Annotated in this window: 15 protein-coding genes and 1 pseudogene; 15 read left to right on the forward strand and 1 reads right to left on the reverse strand. The window is 55.3% G+C overall.

What is annotated here, in order from left to right:
• The 5 genes from L971_RS07935 to L971_RS07955 all read left to right on the forward strand — a co-directional run.
• Positions 1-510, forward strand: a 510-nt coding sequence (locus L971_RS07935; RefSeq protein ID WP_047375317.1) for a HisA/HisF-related TIM barrel protein, incomplete at its 5' end; no start/stop codon positions are given.
• Positions 485-1,189, forward strand: a complete 705-nt coding sequence (gene pyrF / locus L971_RS07940; protein ID WP_024370048.1) for an orotidine-5'-phosphate decarboxylase — start codon at positions 485-487, stop codon at positions 1,187-1,189. The genes L971_RS07935 and pyrF, both read left to right, overlap by 26 nt.
• Positions 1,173-1,799: an orotate phosphoribosyltransferase gene (pyrE, locus tag L971_RS07945; RefSeq protein WP_024370049.1), complete on the forward strand. Its 627-nt coding sequence runs from the start codon at positions 1,173-1,175 to the stop codon at positions 1,797-1,799. The genes pyrF and pyrE overlap by 17 nt, the downstream gene beginning before the upstream one ends.
• Before the next feature lie 104 nt (positions 1,800-1,903).
• The gene (locus L971_RS07950) at positions 1,904-2,734 is read left to right on the forward strand and encodes a DUF4097 family beta strand repeat-containing protein (RefSeq protein ID WP_024370050.1); all 831 of its coding nucleotides are present in this window, start codon (positions 1,904-1,906) and stop codon (positions 2,732-2,734) included.
• Entirely contained in the window at positions 2,731-3,666 is a 936-nt protein-coding gene (locus tag L971_RS07955) for an aromatic acid exporter family protein (protein WP_024370051.1), read from the forward strand. The genes L971_RS07950 and L971_RS07955 overlap by 4 nt, the downstream gene beginning before the upstream one ends.
• A 197-nt stretch (positions 3,667-3,863) precedes the next feature.
• Here the strand turns inward: L971_RS07955 and L971_RS07960 are convergent, their stop codons facing one another.
• Entirely contained in the window at positions 3,864-5,552 is a 1,689-nt protein-coding gene (locus L971_RS07960) for an NFACT family protein (RefSeq protein WP_024370052.1), read from the reverse strand.
• Between the two features lie 141 nt (positions 5,553-5,693).
• Between L971_RS07960 and gmk the strand changes: the two genes are divergently transcribed.
• The 10 genes and pseudogenes from gmk (at position 5,694) to pknB (ending at position 16,613) form a co-directional block, all read left to right on the forward strand.
• The gene (gene gmk / locus L971_RS07965; RefSeq protein ID WP_029335430.1) at positions 5,694-6,332 is read left to right on the forward strand and encodes a guanylate kinase; all 639 of its coding nucleotides are present in this window, start codon (positions 5,694-5,696) and stop codon (positions 6,330-6,332) included.
• Positions 6,332-6,541, forward strand: a complete 210-nt coding sequence (gene rpoZ, locus L971_RS07970) for a DNA-directed RNA polymerase subunit omega (protein WP_024370054.1) — start codon at positions 6,332-6,334, stop codon at positions 6,539-6,541. Before gmk ends, rpoZ begins: the two co-directional genes overlap by 1 nt.
• Positions 6,542-6,600: 59 nt before the next feature.
• On the forward strand, positions 6,601-7,791 hold the full coding sequence (gene coaBC, locus L971_RS07975; protein WP_047375320.1) for a bifunctional phosphopantothenoylcysteine decarboxylase/phosphopantothenate--cysteine ligase CoaBC: 1,191 nt from the start codon (positions 6,601-6,603) through the stop codon (positions 7,789-7,791).
• Complete coding sequence (gene priA, locus L971_RS07980; RefSeq protein WP_047375323.1) at positions 7,788-10,112, forward strand: primosomal protein N'; 2,325 nt, start codon at positions 7,788-7,790, stop codon at positions 10,110-10,112. Before coaBC ends, priA begins: the two co-directional genes overlap by 4 nt.
• A gap of 11 nt (positions 10,113-10,123) precedes the next feature.
• Positions 10,124-10,549: pseudogene (def, locus tag L971_RS15290) on the forward strand (peptide deformylase); the annotation flags it as partial.
• A 45-nt stretch (positions 10,550-10,594) separates the two neighbouring features.
• The gene (fmt, locus tag L971_RS07990) at positions 10,595-11,509 is read left to right on the forward strand and encodes a methionyl-tRNA formyltransferase (RefSeq protein WP_047375397.1); all 915 of its coding nucleotides are present in this window, start codon (positions 10,595-10,597) and stop codon (positions 11,507-11,509) included.
• Positions 11,510-11,512: 3 nt separating this feature from the next.
• Positions 11,513-12,841, forward strand: a complete 1,329-nt coding sequence (gene rsmB, locus L971_RS07995; protein WP_024370057.1) for a 16S rRNA (cytosine(967)-C(5))-methyltransferase RsmB — start codon at positions 11,513-11,515, stop codon at positions 12,839-12,841.
• 3 nt (positions 12,842-12,844) lie between these two features.
• Positions 12,845-13,930, forward strand: a complete 1,086-nt coding sequence (gene rlmN / locus L971_RS08000) for a 23S rRNA (adenine(2503)-C(2))-methyltransferase RlmN (protein WP_024370058.1) — start codon at positions 12,845-12,847, stop codon at positions 13,928-13,930.
• Between the two features lie 8 nt (positions 13,931-13,938).
• Positions 13,939-14,673, forward strand: coding sequence for a Stp1/IreP family PP2C-type Ser/Thr phosphatase (locus tag L971_RS08005; protein WP_024370059.1), 735 nt, complete (start codon positions 13,939-13,941; stop codon positions 14,671-14,673).
• A gap of 5 nt (positions 14,674-14,678) precedes the next feature.
• On the forward strand, positions 14,679-16,613 hold the full coding sequence (pknB, locus tag L971_RS08010; RefSeq protein WP_047375326.1) for a Stk1 family PASTA domain-containing Ser/Thr kinase: 1,935 nt from the start codon (positions 14,679-14,681) through the stop codon (positions 16,611-16,613).
• Positions 16,614-16,621: the final 8 nt, after the last annotated feature.

Raw genomic sequence — 16,621 nt, forward strand, 5'->3', positions numbered from 1 at the left:
GGGACCGACCCGGTCATGGCGGCCGAACTGACCCGCCTCGTCAAAGCGGCGTCATCCAAACCGGTGTACGTCAAGCTGTCACCGAACGTCACGTCGATCACTGACATGGCGAAGGCGGTCGAAGCGGCCGGGGCCGACGGGATCACGATGATCAACACGCTCGTCGGGATGCGGATCGACGTCGCGACCGGGCAACCGATTCTAGCCAATCGAATCGGTGGCTTGTCCGGCCCGGCCGTTAAACCGGTCGCCATCCGCATGGTGTATGAAGTCGCCCAAGCCGTCGATATCCCAATCATCGGAATGGGCGGCGTGCGGACGGTCGACGATGTGTTGGAGTTTATTTACGCTGGCGCCTCGGCCGTCGCGGTCGGAACGGCCAATTTTGAGAATCCGTACGTCTGTCAGGAAATCATCGAAGCGTTACCTGGCCGGCTTGACGAGCTCGGCATCGATCACATTTTAGACATCAGGGGGAAAGCTTATGAACAGACTGTATCTCGCGCTTGACGTCGAAACGGGCGCGGACGCGTTTCGTTTATTGGAACGAATCGAACAGAAGCCGGCCGTCAAAGTCGGAATGGAGCTGTTCTACCGTGAAGGCGGACAATTTGTCGAACGGCTCGTCGGCGAAGGGTACCCGGTCTTTTTGGACGTCAAAGTCCACGACATCCCCGAAACGGCGCGGCGGACGCTCCGCCAAATCGGTCGCCTCGGTGTCGAACTGACGAACGTCCACACACTTGGCGGCGAGACGATGATGCGCTACGCGTTAGACGGGTTACGCGACGTGACCGACACGACGAAGTTGATCGGTGTCACCCAGTTAACGTCGACCGATGAACGAATGCTCGCGGATGAGTTGCACATCAGCGGGGGGCTCGAACAGGCCGTTCTTAGGCAGGCCACGATGGCACACCGCGCCGGACTCGACGGTGTCGTTGCTTCGGTGCATGAATCCCGCGCGATTCATCAAGCGCTCGGTTCTTCGTTTTTGACCGTGACGCCGGGCATCCGGATGAGTGAGACGGCGGACGACCAAGTGCGCGTCGCCACGCCTCAGGCAGCCCGTGACGCCGGCGTATCCGCCATCGTCGTCGGCCGACCGATCACCCGCTCCGTTGATCCGAACGCCGCTTATACACATTACCTAGAGGAATGGAGTCGAACGTATGAAACAAATCGCTGAAGCATTGTTAAAAATTGAGGCCGTGACGCTGTCGCCGGAGAACCCGTACACATGGTCGAGCGGACTGAAGAGTCCGATTTATTGTGACAACCGCTTGACGCTTAGCTATCCCGAGGTTCGTAACTTGATCGTCGACGCGCTCGTCGAAGAGATTCGATTGCTCGACGTCGATGTCATCGCGGGGACGGCGACAGCAGGGATTCCGCATGCGACGCTTGTCGCCGATCGTCTCGGTTTACCGCTCGTCTACGTCCGGTCGAGCGCGAAAGGGCACGGCAAAGGGAATCAAATCGAGGGCCGGTTCGAACCGGGGGCTCGTGTCGTCGTGATCGAGGATTTGTTGTCGACCGGGGAGTCGAGCATCAAGGCCGCTCGGGCGGTCGAGAAAGCGGGCGGAGAAGTCGTGAAGATTCAAGCGATCTTCTCATACAGCCTGAGCCGTCTCGCCATCAATCTGTTGGAGTCCGGTTTCAGCGCCCACGCGCTGACGACCCTATCGGATTTGCTCGACGTCGCCGTCAAGAAGCGGATCATCAGTAAAGAAGAAGCTGCTTCATTGCATGACTGGCGAACTGATCCGACAGGTTGGAACGAACGCGTCACATCATAATCCACTCATCTAAGAATCCACCTTCGGGCGGATTCTTTTTCTATGCGCACCATGGGATACTGAACGTGTTAGAATAGGGAAAGCAGATGAAGAAGGAGATAGATATGGCGTACTCTAGAATGAAAGGGAAGTCGTGGAAAGCCCGCTTTCAAGACATCCCGAAGCATCGTAAAATCACATTCGGTCTCGTTTTCCTCGCCCTCCCCGTCCTCTTTTTTGTGAACTTATTCGTATTTAGCGACGTGTTGGCACTCGGGGACAAATACGAGGACCGCTACCAAATGAAGAAGCTTCGGCTTGAGACGGCACACGGCAATGTCGAGTTCGTCCGCAGCACGAATGAAAAAGTGCAAATCGAGGTGCTGCAGACGAACTCGAAGGAACGGACAGTAAAAGTGAAGGCGGTCGGGGATACGATTTCGGTCGTCGAACGGTTCGGCCGCTTCAGCCAGTTCGGCAGCCGACCGAGCGAGTCTCCGTCACGCTATAAAATACGCGTCGCCCTGCCGAGCTCGATGACATCGATTGATGTGACGGCCGAACAAGTGACGGGACAAGGTTTGATCGCGAAGTCGATCGTCTTGGATGCGAATGCGGTCAACTTGACGAAAGTCGAGTCGGACCGACTCCGCGTCGAGACGCGGAGTGATGTGACGCTTGAGACGGTCCGGGTCGTGCAAGCGGATATCCGTTCTTACCGCGAGGCGTCGGTGCGCGACATCGTCGTCAATCAGGCGTTGACCGTTCAAACCGAGGCCGGGGCGCTCACGTTCGAGCCGCGACATGCGACCGGGCAAGTGAACGTTAATACGGGTGGCAGTGTGACCGCGGCCGACCGTTATAACGAAATTGGCGGCGGTGTGTATCAGCTGTCAAACTCGAATCGACCGACGATCCATTTGATTGCTGAGACAGGGAAGGTTGAATTGAAATGATAGATAAGCGATACATCCCGAAAGTCGGACTCCGGACGTTGAAGACGGGCATCGCCGTCGCGATCACGATCGCGTTGTCGTGGTATGTGTTCGGAATTTATTCGGGCATGGGCGCCATCGCCGCGGTCGTCGCGATGCAACCGACCGTCAAACGTTCCTCGAAAATCGTGTTCAGCCGTATTTTCGGGACGATGGTCGGACTGATGTGCGGCTTGCTCATCGTCTATGCGTTCGGCGTGAACCCGATCTCGATCGGTCTCGCCGTCATCGTCGCCTTGACGCTGAACACGACGTTCGACAAGACGCACATGTCGACGTACGCGGCGTTCGCCATCGTGCTCATGCTCGAGAACCCGACGACCGACTTCTTTCACTACGCGTGGACGCGTTCACTGTTGACCGCGGTCGGCGTCTTCGTCTCGCTCGGCGTGAACTATGCGTTCTTGCCGCCACGTTACGAAGACCGGCTCCTCGGCGAGATTCGCAAGACGTCGGCGTATATGTTCCATCATTGGCGTGAACTCGTCGGGTCACCGGGTGAGCTGCTCGAGACACGGGCCCGGATTCTCGGGCATCAAGAACTTCATATGATGCTCCAAGAAGATATGAAAGTGACGAACGTGAAGCTGAAGCATTTGACGATCAAGCAGTATCGGCTGTTGATCCATCTCGAGGACAAGCTCGTGCTCTTACTCGAGAGCCTAGCGGAACATCGCGAGGCGCTCTTATTGATGGACGAGGAAGAGCGGAAAGCGTTCGAGTCCGAGTTTTTATACTTACTCGCGCATCACCACGACATCTTGTACACGTGTGACAAGCCGTATTCGCTGTTCACGTTGCCCCATGAAGATTTATCCGTATCTGAAATTTTACACGGGCACTTGCTCGACTACCATGAACAGCTTGAGTTGTTCAAACATGACCCGAAATAAACGAAGGCCCCGTCAAGCGACGGGGCCTTCGTTTATGATTGCCTGATAAAGAGCTCGTCCTTTCGGCGCCTGCGCTTTCCTCAGGCAATCCCGGAGCCGCATCGCCCCAGGAACGGAGGGTGCCGGCGGAGGGGATAGGAAGCATCGATTTATACGACATCCACAATCAAGGCCACGTCGCATGACGTGGCCTGAACTCATTGCTGGAGTGATTTGACGAGCCGCTCATCCGGCGTGACGTACACCGTCTGCTGATCCGTATAGATGACGAATCCGGGCTTGGCGCCGCTCGGTTTTTTCACGTAGCGTGCTTTCGTGTAGTCGACGGGAACACCGCTCGAGGCACGGGCTTTCGAGAAGTAGGCCGCGACCGTCGCCGCTTCAAGGAGCGTCGTCTCATCCGGGTCGGTCGAGCGGATGATGACGTGTGAGCCTGGGATATCTTTCACGTGGAGCCAAATCTCATCACGACGCGCGAACTTGAATGTCAAGTGGTCGTTTTGCGTATTGTTCTTGCCAACATAAAACTCGGTACCGGTCGATGACGTATAGCCTTCGAGCGCGACTTTTGCCGTCTGTTTTTTCTTCTGGCGCTTTTGGCGGATATAACCGCCCTCGGCCAGTTCTTCGCGAATCTCGATGATATCACGAGGGGAGGCGACATCGAGTTGGGCGACGAGCGTCTCTAAATAACTGATTTCGGCCTCGTTCAACTCGATTTGCTTTTGGACCTCGACTTTGGCGACTTTTAGTTTGTTGTACTTCTTATAGTAACGTTGCGCGTTCTCATTCGGTGTTTTGAGCGGGTCGAGCGGGATGTCGATCATGGCGCCGTCTTCATCGTAGTAGTCGACGACGTGGGCGACTTTCATCCCTTTCTCGAGTTGGAACAAGTAGGTCGTCAAGAGCTCGCCATATTTTTGGAGCTCATCGGACCGTTCTGTCGCTTTCAAATCTTCAAGCAGACGCTTTCGTTTCAACTGGTTGCGCTCGAGCTCAGACTTGAGCAGACGCTCGACGTCATGGGCCTGCTGCTTGACGCGGTCCCGGTTCGCTTTCTCGTAGAAAAAGCGATCGAGCACTTCCTTGCTCGTGTCGTACGTCTCTTCAGACGTGACGTCCCCGAACGTCAGGCGAAGCGGGGCGAATCGTTCTTTGCCAGAGGCGAGCTGTTGAAACACGTACGGCCCCGTGAGGTCATCGATTACGCTCTTGAACGCCGTCTCGATGCTCGCTCGGTTCGGTACGTTGGCCCGGTGCACGATCTCTTGGGCGACTTGAGGGCTGAGCCCGGAAAAGTGAGCGACGAGCTGTTTATCGAGCTTGCCTGCGTTCCAGTCGATTCGTTTCAATCCGTCCTCCCGCCCAGTGAGCGGATCGGCTTTGTCTTGCGCGGGTGGCAACAAATAGTCGCTTCCCGGCATGATTGTCCGATACGTGTTTTGTGACGGGGGCAAGTGCTTGATCGCATCCAAGATTTTACCGTCCTCATTGGTCAAGATGACGTTCGAGTGACGTCCCATCAATTCGATATATACTTTCTTGTTCTCTTCGTCGCCGAGTTCGTTGCGCGAGCGAATCGAGAAGACGATGACCCGGTCCCGTCCGATTTGCTCGACGGCCGTAATGAAGCCGCCCTCGATATGTTTCCGGAGCATCATACAAAACATCGGAGGCTCTTGCGGGTTTTTAATCGAGGTATCCGTCAGTTGAAGCCGCGCGTACATCGCGTTCGCCGAAACGAGCAACTGCACGCTCTGCCGGTTCGACCGCACTTGAATCATCAAGTCGAGCGCGTACGGTTGGTGGACGCGATTGATTCGTCCGCCGACGAGCGCCTGTAATTCTGTCACGACACGATATGTCATTAATCCATCATATGCCACTAGTCTCATCACCTTTGTTCTTTTTCTGTCTCTACGTTATCAGATTACCGGAAAATATGGTACGATGAAGTAGGAAATCCGAACTTCTTCTTGCCGTAACAATCGATTGACTGCTATTATTATGAAATGTGATGTTAGAAGATGGAGGGCAATGCATTGAATTTTAAAGAACGAGGATTATTAATCGTCTTGTCCGGTCCAAGTGGTGTCGGCAAAGGTACTGTCTGCCGTGTGCTCCGCGAGGAAGAGGATAACAACCTTCAGTATTCGGTGTCGGCGACGACGCGAAAACCACGCGAAGGAGAAGTCGAGGGAGTGCATTACTTCTTTAAGACGAGAGAACAGTTTGAAGACATGATCGAGCACGATCAGCTGCTCGAACACGCCGAGTTCGTCGGGAACTACTACGGGACGCCGGTCGAATGGGTACGCGAGACGCTCGAGGGCGGCAAGGACGTCATTTTAGAGATTGAAGTCCAAGGTGCTTTCCAAGTGAAAGAACGTTTCCCGGAAGCCGTCTTTTTATTCTTGGCCCCGCCAAGCCTGCAAGAACTTCGTAACCGTCTCGTCGGCCGAGGTACAGAATCTGAAGAAGTCATCAAGCAACGTTTGCTCGTCGCTCGTGAAGAAATTGAATTGATGGACGCATACGATTACGTCGTGACCAATGATGAAGTCGAGAAAGCGATCGATCGTATTAAAGCGATCGTGACGGCCGAGCATTGCAAACGTGAACGTGTCGCATCTCTCTATAAAAAAGCCATGATGGAGGTCATTTAATGTTATACCCTTCGATTGATGCCTTACAACGTACAATCCCGTCGAAGTATACGATCGTAACGGTCGCCGCGAAGCGGGCCCGCCAAATTCAGGACGGAAAAGCTCCGAAAATCACCGCGCCAAAATCGTATAAGCCGGTCGGACAAGCGCTAGAAGAACTGTTTTCGGGTGACACGACAATCATCGTGAACGAAAAAAACAACGGATGAATGGTGACCCAAGTCGTTTGCGACTTGGGTCTCATTGTCTATAAAGGGGAGAATTGTGAATGGTGAACGATCGGAACATCTTGCTTTGCGTGAGTGGCGGTATCGCCGCCTATAAGGCGTGTGCACTCACATCGAAACTCGTTCAAGCGGGTGCGAACGTCCGCGTGGCGATGACGCAGTCAGCTGAACAGTTCGTCGGGAAAGCGACGTTTCAAGCGCTCAGTCGCAATCCGGTGTATACGGACGTGTTCGAAGAGCACGATCCGACGAAAATCGCGCATATCGACGTCGTCGACACGAGTGATTTGATCGTCGTCGCCCCGGCGACGGCGAACATGATCGCCAAGCTCGCCAATGGGATCGCCGACGACTTCATCACGACCTCGATCTTAGCGGCAACATGTCCGGTCATCGTCTCACCGGCGATGAACGTCAATATGCTCGACCATCCGGCGACACGACGTAACATCGAGACGTTGAAATCATACGGTTACCAAATCATCGAGCCGGGTGTCGGCAACCTCGCCTGCGGTTGGATCGGCGGGGGACGTTTACCGGAACCGGAAGACTTGTTGCGCATTATCGAGAGCCAGTTCGTCCCGAAACATCTGCTCGGAAAACGGGTGCTCGTGACAGCGGGGCCAACGGTCGAACGCATCGACCCGGTCCGCTTCCTGTCGAACGATTCGTCAGGAAAGATGGGCGTCGCCCTCGCCGAGGCGGCCCGAGATATGGGGGCGGACGTCACACTCGTGCACGGTCCGTTGCAAATCCCGGTCCCGGCCGGCGTGAGGGCCATCCCCGTTGAATCGAGTGCGGATATGCTCGAGAAAGTGCTCGGCCATTTCGACACACAACACCTCGTCATCAAATCGGCGGCAGTCGCCGACTACCGCCCGAAAACGGTCCACGCCGAGAAACATAAAAAAGTGCACGGACCGTTGACGATCGAACTCGAGGAGACGACCGATATTTTGAAGACGCTCGGGATGAAGAAGACGCACCAAGTGGTCGTCGGCTTCGCCGCCGAGACGGAGCAGTTAGAGACGCATGCCCGGGCCAAACTCGAGAAAAAACGCGTCGACTACCTCGTGGCGAATCACGTGGCGACGCCGGGCATCGGGTTCGGGGCAGAGGAGAATGAAGTCACACTGTTTCGTGCGGACGGATCCACGCTCCGTCTACCGCGACAATCGAAACAAAAGTTGGCGCACGAGTTGTTGCTTCAATTTAAGGATGCGATCCAATGATTGCCCATGTCCACGTCGACGCGCCGGTCATCACGATCGACCGCCCGTTCGACTATGAGGTACCGGTCCAGTTCGAATCGCTCATCGAGCCAGGAATGCGCGTCTCGGTCCCGTTCGGTTCTCGGCGTCTGCTCGGTATCGTGACGGGTGTGTCCGCCGGAACGAGAGAAGGGTTGAAACCGCTCGAGGCGCTGTTGGACGAGACGTCTTCGTTGACCGAGGAGCTGCTCGACTTGTCGACGCACGTGAAAGAGACGACGCTATGTTTTCGATCGTCGGCTCTCCTCGCGATGCTCCCGGCCGCGTTGAAAGTGAGTTACGATAAAGAAATCAGCGGCACGGCTCTGCCGGAAGGTGTCCGTGCCGGCACACATCTATCGGAATATCCGAAAGACGTCCAATCCGTCATTTTAGAACGTGCGAAAAAAGGGGAGTTGACGTTGTCGCCCGTCCTCAAAGAGAAACGGACGGTCAAAACGGACCTCGTCATCGAGCTCGTCGACGCGGCGGTCGTCCCGGCCCGTGCGAAGAAACAGCTTGAAGCGATTCGATTGTTAGAAGAGGTCCCGCGCATGTACTGGTCTTCGCTCCGTCAAATCGGGCTGTCCCGTTCGCAACTGCAAAAGCTTGAGTCGCTCGGCGCCGTCCGTGTGACCGAAGTCGAATTGAATCGCGATCCGTACGCATTGATTGAACAAGTGTCCGAGACGGTCGAGTTGAACGACAGTCAAACGGTCGCCGTCAAAGCGATTCGCGAAGCGGAAGCGGGGGAGACGCTATTGTTGCACGGTGTGACCGGCAGCGGAAAGACGGAAGTGTACCTCGAAGCGATCGGACGTGTCGTCGACGAAGGGCGACAAGCGATTTTGCTCGTCCCGGAAATCAGTTTGACTCCGATGATGGTGAAACGGTTCAAACGACGGTTCGGTGACCGGGTCGCCGTTCTGCACAGCGCCCTTTCACAAGGCGAAAAGTATGATGAATGGCGGAAAATCAAACGCCGTGAAGTCGATGTCGTCGTTGGCGCGCGTTCGGCCGTGTTCGCACCGCTCGAACGAATCGGCCTTATCATTCTCGACGAAGAGCATGAGACGACGTATAAACAAGAAGAAAACCCGCGCTATCACGCCCGAGACGTCGCGATTTGGCGAGCCCGCTACCACGGTTGTCCGGTCGTGCTCGGCAGCGCCACCCCATCGCTCGAGACGTATGCCCGCGCCCAGCGAGGCGTGTACCGTTATTTACATTTGAAAGAACGATACGGCGGAGAGATGCCGCCGGTCCATATCATTGATATGCGGCGCGAGCTCGCCCGCGGGAACACGACAATGTTCTCGGAAGATTTATTTGTAGCGATCAATGACCGCATCGCGAAAAAAGAACAGTGCGTCATCTTGCTCAATCGCCGGGGCTTCACGACGTTCGTCATGTGCCGGGATTGCGGCGAGGGACTCACCTGTCCCCACTGTGCGGTCAACTTGACGTATCATCAGCACGGCGACCGTCTGAAGTGCCATTATTGTGGCTATGAGATGGGCATGCCGTCGAAATGTCCAACGTGTGACAGTAAGAAAATCAAACAGTTCGGCACCGGCACACAAAAGATCGAAACCGAGCTGTTGAACCGGATCCCGGACGCCCGAATCATTCGGATGGACCAAGATACGACGTCACGGAAAGGGTCGCACGAGCAGCTACTCAAACGGTTCGAGGACGGGGAAGCCGATATTTTGCTCGGAACGCAAATGATTGCCAAAGGGCTTGACTTCCCGAACGTCACGCTCGTCGGGGTGCTCGCGGCCGACGCCACGCTCGGCATGCCGGATTTTCGGGCGACCGAGCGCACGTTCCAACTCGTGACCCAAGTCGCCGGGCGCGCCGGACGAGGCAAATTGCCGGGCGAGGCGTACGTCCAGACGTACAACCCGGACCATTACGTCATCGAGACGGCGAGCCATCACGACTTCGAAGCGTTTTACGAACAAGAGATGAAGCTGCGGCAAGTCGGGAGCCATCCGCCGTACTGGTACATGACGCTCATCACGGTTGCGGCTGAAAATCCGCTCGTCGCCCAAACCGAGGCGGAGCAGTTCGCCGAGGACTTTATGAACGCTCACGTCGAACAGTCGCGGTTGAACGGGCCGATGCCCGCCCCGTTGTCCAAACTTAAAAACATGTACCGCTATCAACTGTTCATCAAGACGAAACAACCCGAGGCGCTTTATCCGGTGCTCGCCATGCTTCAACAAGCGCGGGCGAAAGCGATCAGCAAGAAAGAATATCAACTGAGTATCGATGTTAACCCATACGTATTCATGTGAGGTGGAATGAAATGTATAAAGTAGTAGAAGTACCAAACGAGATTTTACGTGTCGTTTGTGAACCGGTGACGAAATTCGATAAGAAGTTGCGCCAGACGGTCGACCGGCTGTTCGATACGATGTATGAGTATGACGGAGTCGGCGTTGCGGCCCCGCAAGTGAACTTGAATCAACGGCTCGCCGTCGTTCACACCGATGATGAGACGGGACCGCTCGTCTTGATCAATCCAGAGATCGTCGAGACGTCTGGAAAAGAAGTCGGACTTGAAGGTTGTCTGAGCATTCCTGGTGAATTCGGGTTTGTCGAGCGCCACGAGACGATCGTCGTCAAGACGCAAGACATGAAAGGACGCGAGCAACACGTGAAGGCGAGCGGCTTTTTCGCCCGCGCGATTCAACATGAGATCGATCATTTGGACGGCGTGTTGTTCACCGATAAATTGGCCGTCCCGCGGAAAGGGACCGACCAACGTATCGTCTTCATGGGCACGCCGACGTTCGCCGTTTCCGTACTTGAGCGCTTGCTCGAAGAAGGATACAATGTCGTAGGTGTCGTCTCACAACCGGACAAACCGGTCGGACGTAAACGAGAGTTGAAGCCGACGCCGGTGAAAGAATGTGCGCTCCGCCACGGCATCCCGGTGTTGCAGCCAGAGAAAGTCCGCACCGATTATGCGGACATTTTAGCGCTCGAACCGGACTTGATCGTGACGGCGGCGTACGGGCAAATCGTCCCGACCGAGCTGTTAGAGGCCCCGACCCATGGCGCCATTAACGTCCACGCCTCACTGCTCCCGAAATATCGGGGCGGGGCGCCGATCCATCAAGCGATCCTTGATGGAGAGAAAGAGACAGGCGTGACGATCATGTATATGGTGGATAAGCTCGATGCAGGTGACATGATCGCGAACACGATCGTACCGATCGAACAGACGGATACGGTCGGGACGCTGTTTGAGAAGCTCGCGGTCGCCGGATCGGACTTATTGATTCAAACGTTGCCGGCTTTCCTCGAAGGTTGGATTGAAGCGGTACCGCAAGACGAGCGTGACGTCACGTTCGCCCCGAACATCAGCCGGGACCGGGAACAGTTAGACTGGTCTCAACCGGGCGAAGCGGTCTTCAACCACATTCGAGGCATGAATCCGTTCCCGACGGCCTACACACTGATCGCAGGCGAACGGGTGAAAGTGTTTTCGAGTGAGAAGACGACCGGGACAGGTGAACCCGGAACGATCGTCCGGTTAGAAGACGACGGTTTCGTCGTCGCGACGGGCGATGCGGTCGCGATCAAAGTGGTCGAGCTTCAACCGGCCGGTAAAAAACGGATGGACGGTTCCACGTTCATGCGCGGCGCAGGACAGAAGTTACAAGTCGGCGACCGATTAGGAGGATAAATCATGAATGTCAGACACGCAGCGCTAGAGACGCTGATTAAAATTGAACAAGGTGGGGCATACTCGACGATCGCGGTCAACGAGTTGCTGAACCAAAAAAAATTGGCGACGAAAGATGTCGGCTTATATACCGAGCTCGTCTATGGGACGCTCGGGCGAAAACGGACGCTTGACTACATTTTAGAGAAGCGAATCCACAACCCGAGAAAGCTCGACCGTTTCGTCTTGCCGCTTCTCCGGATGAGCGTGTATCAACTGTTTTATCTCGACAAAGTGCCGGACCGGGCCGTATTGCACGAAGCAGTTGAGATCGCGAAACGAATGGGGCATTCCGGCACAGGGAAATTTGTGAACGGTGTGCTGCGCAACGTCATCCGTGACGGGTTCCCTGATTTGAGTGGACTGCCTGACGCCGAGCGCATCGCCGTCGAGCATAGCCATCCCGACTGGCTCGTCGCGGACTGGATTGAGACGTACGGTGTCGAAGCGACGGAAGCGATGTGTAAACTAAACAACGAACCGGCTCCGGTGACAGTTCGGGTCAACCGAAAACGTGCCAGCGTCGCAGAGATGATCGAACGCCTCGCTGACGTCGGTGTTGTCGCGATACCGTCAGTCTTGTCGGCAGACGGGCTCGTCATCGAGTCAGGAAACGTCCATCAGACGTCATTCATCGACATCGGACTGTTGTCGATCCAAGACGAGAGTTCGATGATCGTCGCCGACGCGCTCGATGCCGAGGCGTCGTCACACGTGCTCGATGCATGCGCGGCACCAGGCGGGAAAGCGATGCATACGGCCGAACGGATGGACGGCGGGACGCTCGTCGCCCTCGACTTGCATCCGCATAAAGCGAAATTGATCGAACGTCAAGCGAAGCGTCTACACATCGATGGAGTGACCGCACTGGCCCTCGATGCACGCGGCGCCGGTGACAAGTTCGAGCCGGAAAGCTTTGATCGCATCTTGCTTGACGTCCCTTGTTCAGGTCTTGGCGTCATTCGCCGGAAGCCGGACATCAAATGGACGAAAGAGAAAGCCGCGCTAGCCGGATTGCCGAAAGTACAACGTGAAATTATTGATGCCGTCTTGCCTCTCTTAAAACGAGGTGGTACGCTAGTGTACTCGACATGTACGATCGACCCGTCTGAAAATGAAGAGCAGGCCGACTACATTTTGTCGAACGGATTGACGTGGGATGAGACACTCCGTGATCGTCTTCCAGAAGTATTACGGCCGATGGTGTCATCGGACCGCGCTGAACTCAAATTACTCCCGACGACGTTTGGGACGGACGGCTTCTATATTGCCGCCTTCAAGAAAGAGGTATAAACCATGAATCCAAAAGCAGTTGAAAAAAATCCATTGGTCGGCGCTAAGCCGTCGCTCTACTCATTGACGTACACGGAACTCGAACAATGGCTCGTGGAAGCAGGAGAAAAAGCGTTCCGGGCGAAACAGTTATACGACTGGATGTACGTCAAACGTGTGACTTCGTTCGAAGATATGACGAACTTATCAAAACCGCTCCGCGAGAAACTCGATGCGGCGTTCCAGTTGACGACGCTAAAAGAACTCGTTCGTCAAGAGTCAAAAGACGGCACGATCAAGTTCTTGTTCGAGCTCCAAGATGGCTATTCGATCGAGACGGTGCTCATGCGCCATGAATACGGTAACTCGGTCTGTGTCACGACACAAGTCGGCTGCCGTATCGGTTGCACGTTCTGTGCCTCGACGTTAGGCGGGTTGAAACGTAACCTTGAAGCGGGTGAAATCACGGCCCAAGTGCTTGATGTGCAACGTGCGCTCGATGCGAGCGGCGAGCGGGTCGACTCGGTCGTCGTCATGGGAATCGGGGAACCGTTTGACAACTATGACGAATTGATGCGTTTCCTCCGTACGATCAACCACGACGATGGGTTGAACATCGGATCACGTCACATCACCGTCTCGACGAGCGGTATCGTTCCGAAAATCTACAAGTTCGCGGATGAAGGGATGCGCATCAACTTCGCCATCTCCCTTCACGCTCCGACGACAGAGATTCGGACGCGTCTCATGCCGATCAACCGTGCTTACAACTTGGATAAATTGATGGAAGCCGTCAATTATTATACGGAGAAGAGCGGTCGTCGCATCACGTTTGAATACGGTCTGTTCGGTGGCGTCAACGATACGGAAGAACACGCGCATCAGCTTGCCGACTTGTTGAAAGGCGTCAAATGCCACGTCAACTTGATCCCGGTCAACCACGTGCTCGAGCGCGACTACGTCCGGACGCCGCGCAGCCAGATTTTTGCCTTTGAAAAAGTGCTCAAAAACCGAAAAGTGAACGTGACGATTCGTCGCGAGCAAGGTTCGGACATCGATGCGGCTTGTGGGCAGCTTCGAGCGAAGGAGCGCGAACAAGAAACGAGGTAATGGGAGAGATGGAATTAGCCTATCGTACCGATCGTGGGCAGGTGAGGGCGCAAAATGAGGATGCCGTCTTGATTTTAGGGGACGAGCATGCCGGCATCGCCCTCGTCGCCGACGGGATGGGCGGGCATGAAGCCGGAGAAGTCGCGAGTCAGCTCGTCATCGAGCAGTTTCGTCGCGCTTTTCCGACGCTTCCGGCCACGCCGATGGAGATGGAACAATGGTTCCGCGACAATGTGGAACTGGCGAATGAACAAGTGCTCGCGTTTTCGAAACAGTCGAACCTTCTCATGATGGGGACGACGATCGCAGGCGTCTGTTGGCACGACGAGACGATCGTCATCGTCCACGTCGGTGACAGTCGCGTCTATGCGCTTCGTAACGGAGCGTTGTCACAGTTGACCGAGGACCATTCCTACGTCAACGTGTTGAAACAGCTCGGTGAGTTGACCGAGGAAGAGATGCGCGTTCACCCGAAACGAAATATCATCACGCGTGCCATCGGATCGAATGAACACGTCGAACCTGATTTGCAAGTGTTGGCCGAACCTGAATTTGACACAATCTTGATCTGTACGGACGGGTTGACGACTCATTTGACGGACGAGGACATTTTGCGCGTGCTCGAACGTCCGCTTTCTGCTGACGTCAAAGCGGATCAATTGATCGATCAAGCGAATCGATTGGGTGGGAGCGACAACATCACTGTCGCCATCGTCCAGTTTACAGATAGAAAGAGAGGATGAATCCGATGCGAAGCGGAGAACGAATCAACGATCGTTATCGGATCGAACAGCAAATCGGCAGCGGCGGCATGGCAAATGTCTATCGGGCTCACGATGAGATTTTAAACCGAACCGTCGCCATCAAAGTGTTACGATCTGAATTCTCACATAACGAACAGTTCATCAGACGGTTCGAACGAGAAGCCCATGCGGCAACTAGCCTGAATCATCCGAATATCGTCGCCATCTATGACGTCGGAGAAGAAGAAGATTTGTATTACATCGTCATGGAACATGTCGATGGGATGACGTTAAAACAATATTTGCAGGAAGAATACATATCTGTCGAAGAGGCGTTACGCATCATGGGACAGATTTGTGATGCGATTGACCACGCCCACGCGAATCGGATCATCCATCGGGATATCAAACCGCAAAATATGATGATTGACCAGAACGGGAACGTGAAAGTGACCGATTTTGGCATCGCCGTCGCCATGTCGAACGCGACGCTCACCCATACGATGTCGGTGCTCGGTTCTGTCCATTACTTCTCGCCAGAGCAAGCGCGCGGGAAGTTCGCTGATGAAAAATCAGACATCTATTCGCTCGGGGCGGTTCTATACGAGCTCATCACCGGGCGGGTCCCGTTCATCGGAGAGACACCGGTCGCCGTCGCCTTGCAACATTTACAAGACGACCCGATCCGACCGATGGATTTGAACCCAAAAATCCCACAAGCGCTCGAGAACTGCATCATGCAGGCGCTCGCGAAATCACCGGCGGCACGACATGCGTCGGTCGCGGCGTTCAAAAAAGATTGTCTGACGTCGCTTGACCCGGAACGGGCGAATGAGCCGAAGCGGGTGAACGCCGAACAAGATGCGTTCGATCAAACACTCGTCATGGCACCGGTCGTCCCGGACGAGCCGAAAGTCGTCGCCGAGCAACCAGTCAAACCGGTCGAACCAAAAGCTGAACCACCGAAGCAGAAAAAGCGGAAGTGGTGGTTGTGGTTGCTCCTCGCGCTCTTGCTCATCGGCGGGGGAATCGGCGCTTACGTCGTCGCTGATGAAATGTCGCGCGCTGTCGTGCCGGACGTTGTCGGCATGACAGTCGGTGACGCGACGACGGAACTTGAATCGTCCGGTTTTGTCGTCGACGTGATCGAACGGGCGAGTGATAACATCGAGGCCGGGAACGTCATCTCTCAAAACCCGCCAGCCGGGCGTAAGCCGAAACGAGGCACGACGGTCACGCTCGTCGTCTCGGCCGGTAAAGAGACGGTTCAAATGCCGGACGTCGAAGGATTGTCGCAATCAGCGGCGGAACGGACGTTGAAAGATTTAGATTTCACGGATATCGACATCCAAAAAGAAGCGTCTGAGACGGTCGACAGCGGGGACGTCATCTCGCAGTCGCTCGCGCCAGGCGAAGAAGTCATTCCGTCCGAAGTGACGGTCACGCTCGTCGTGTCGACGGGTAGCAATAAGATTGAGCTCGCCAACTTGGCCGGGTATACGTTCGAGGAAGCGACGACTTACGCGGAACAGAACAACTTGAAGATCGTCAAGCGAGACGAATATTCGACGAGTGTGCCGGCAAATCAAATCATTCGGCAACTCCCGACGGCCGGTACGGCCGTTGACCCGGGCACCGAGCTGACGGTCATCGTCTCACTCGGGGTCGAGCCGACCGATGCGTCGATCGAACGTGAAGTGAGCGTCGAGATCGAGCCGCCGGCAGAAGGGGAGACGGCTGAACCCGTCGAGGTCGTCATTCGTACGGTCGATGCACGTGGTGAGATCGAGGTGCTCCGTGATAAAATAACGGAGACGACGACATACTCGTACACACTCGTCATCGCCCCAGGCGAAGTCGGAACAGCGACGATCGAAGTTGACGGCGAAGTCGTCCGGACCGATTCGGTGACCTACGCACAAGCTAAAGATTCACAATAAAGAGGTGG

Origin of the sequence: Exiguobacterium sp. ZOR0005 (genome assembly GCF_000798975.1) — a bacterium.
Lineage (GTDB): Bacteria > Bacillota > Bacilli > Exiguobacteriales > Exiguobacteriaceae > Exiguobacterium > Exiguobacterium aurantiacum.

Coding starts and splice junctions, on each gene's coding strand:
- L971_RS07950 (WP_024370050.1), top strand. CDS start 1,904: ATGGCGTACTCTAGAATGAAAGGGAAGTCGTGGAAAGCCCGCTTTCAA.
- rsmB (WP_024370057.1), top strand. CDS start 11,513: ATGAATGTCAGACACGCAGCGCTAGAGACGCTGATTAAAATTGAACAA.
- L971_RS08005 (WP_024370059.1), top strand. CDS start 13,939: ATGGAATTAGCCTATCGTACCGATCGTGGGCAGGTGAGGGCGCAAAAT.
- pyrE (WP_024370049.1), top strand. CDS start 1,173: ATGAAACAAATCGCTGAAGCATTGTTAAAAATTGAGGCCGTGACGCTG.
- gmk (WP_029335430.1), top strand. CDS start 5,694: ATGGAGGGCAATGCATTGAATTTTAAAGAACGAGGATTATTAATCGTC.
- rpoZ (WP_024370054.1), top strand. CDS start 6,332: ATGTTATACCCTTCGATTGATGCCTTACAACGTACAATCCCGTCGAAG.
- coaBC (WP_047375320.1), top strand. CDS start 6,601: ATGGTGAACGATCGGAACATCTTGCTTTGCGTGAGTGGCGGTATCGCC.
- pknB (WP_047375326.1), top strand. CDS start 14,679: ATGCGAAGCGGAGAACGAATCAACGATCGTTATCGGATCGAACAGCAA.
- rlmN (WP_024370058.1), top strand. CDS start 12,845: ATGAATCCAAAAGCAGTTGAAAAAAATCCATTGGTCGGCGCTAAGCCG.
- pyrF (WP_024370048.1), top strand. CDS start 485: ATGAACAGACTGTATCTCGCGCTTGACGTCGAAACGGGCGCGGACGCG.
- priA (WP_047375323.1), top strand. CDS start 7,788: ATGATTGCCCATGTCCACGTCGACGCGCCGGTCATCACGATCGACCGC.
- L971_RS07955 (WP_024370051.1), top strand. CDS start 2,731: ATGATAGATAAGCGATACATCCCGAAAGTCGGACTCCGGACGTTGAAG.
- fmt (WP_047375397.1), top strand. CDS start 10,595: ATGGGCACGCCGACGTTCGCCGTTTCCGTACTTGAGCGCTTGCTCGAA.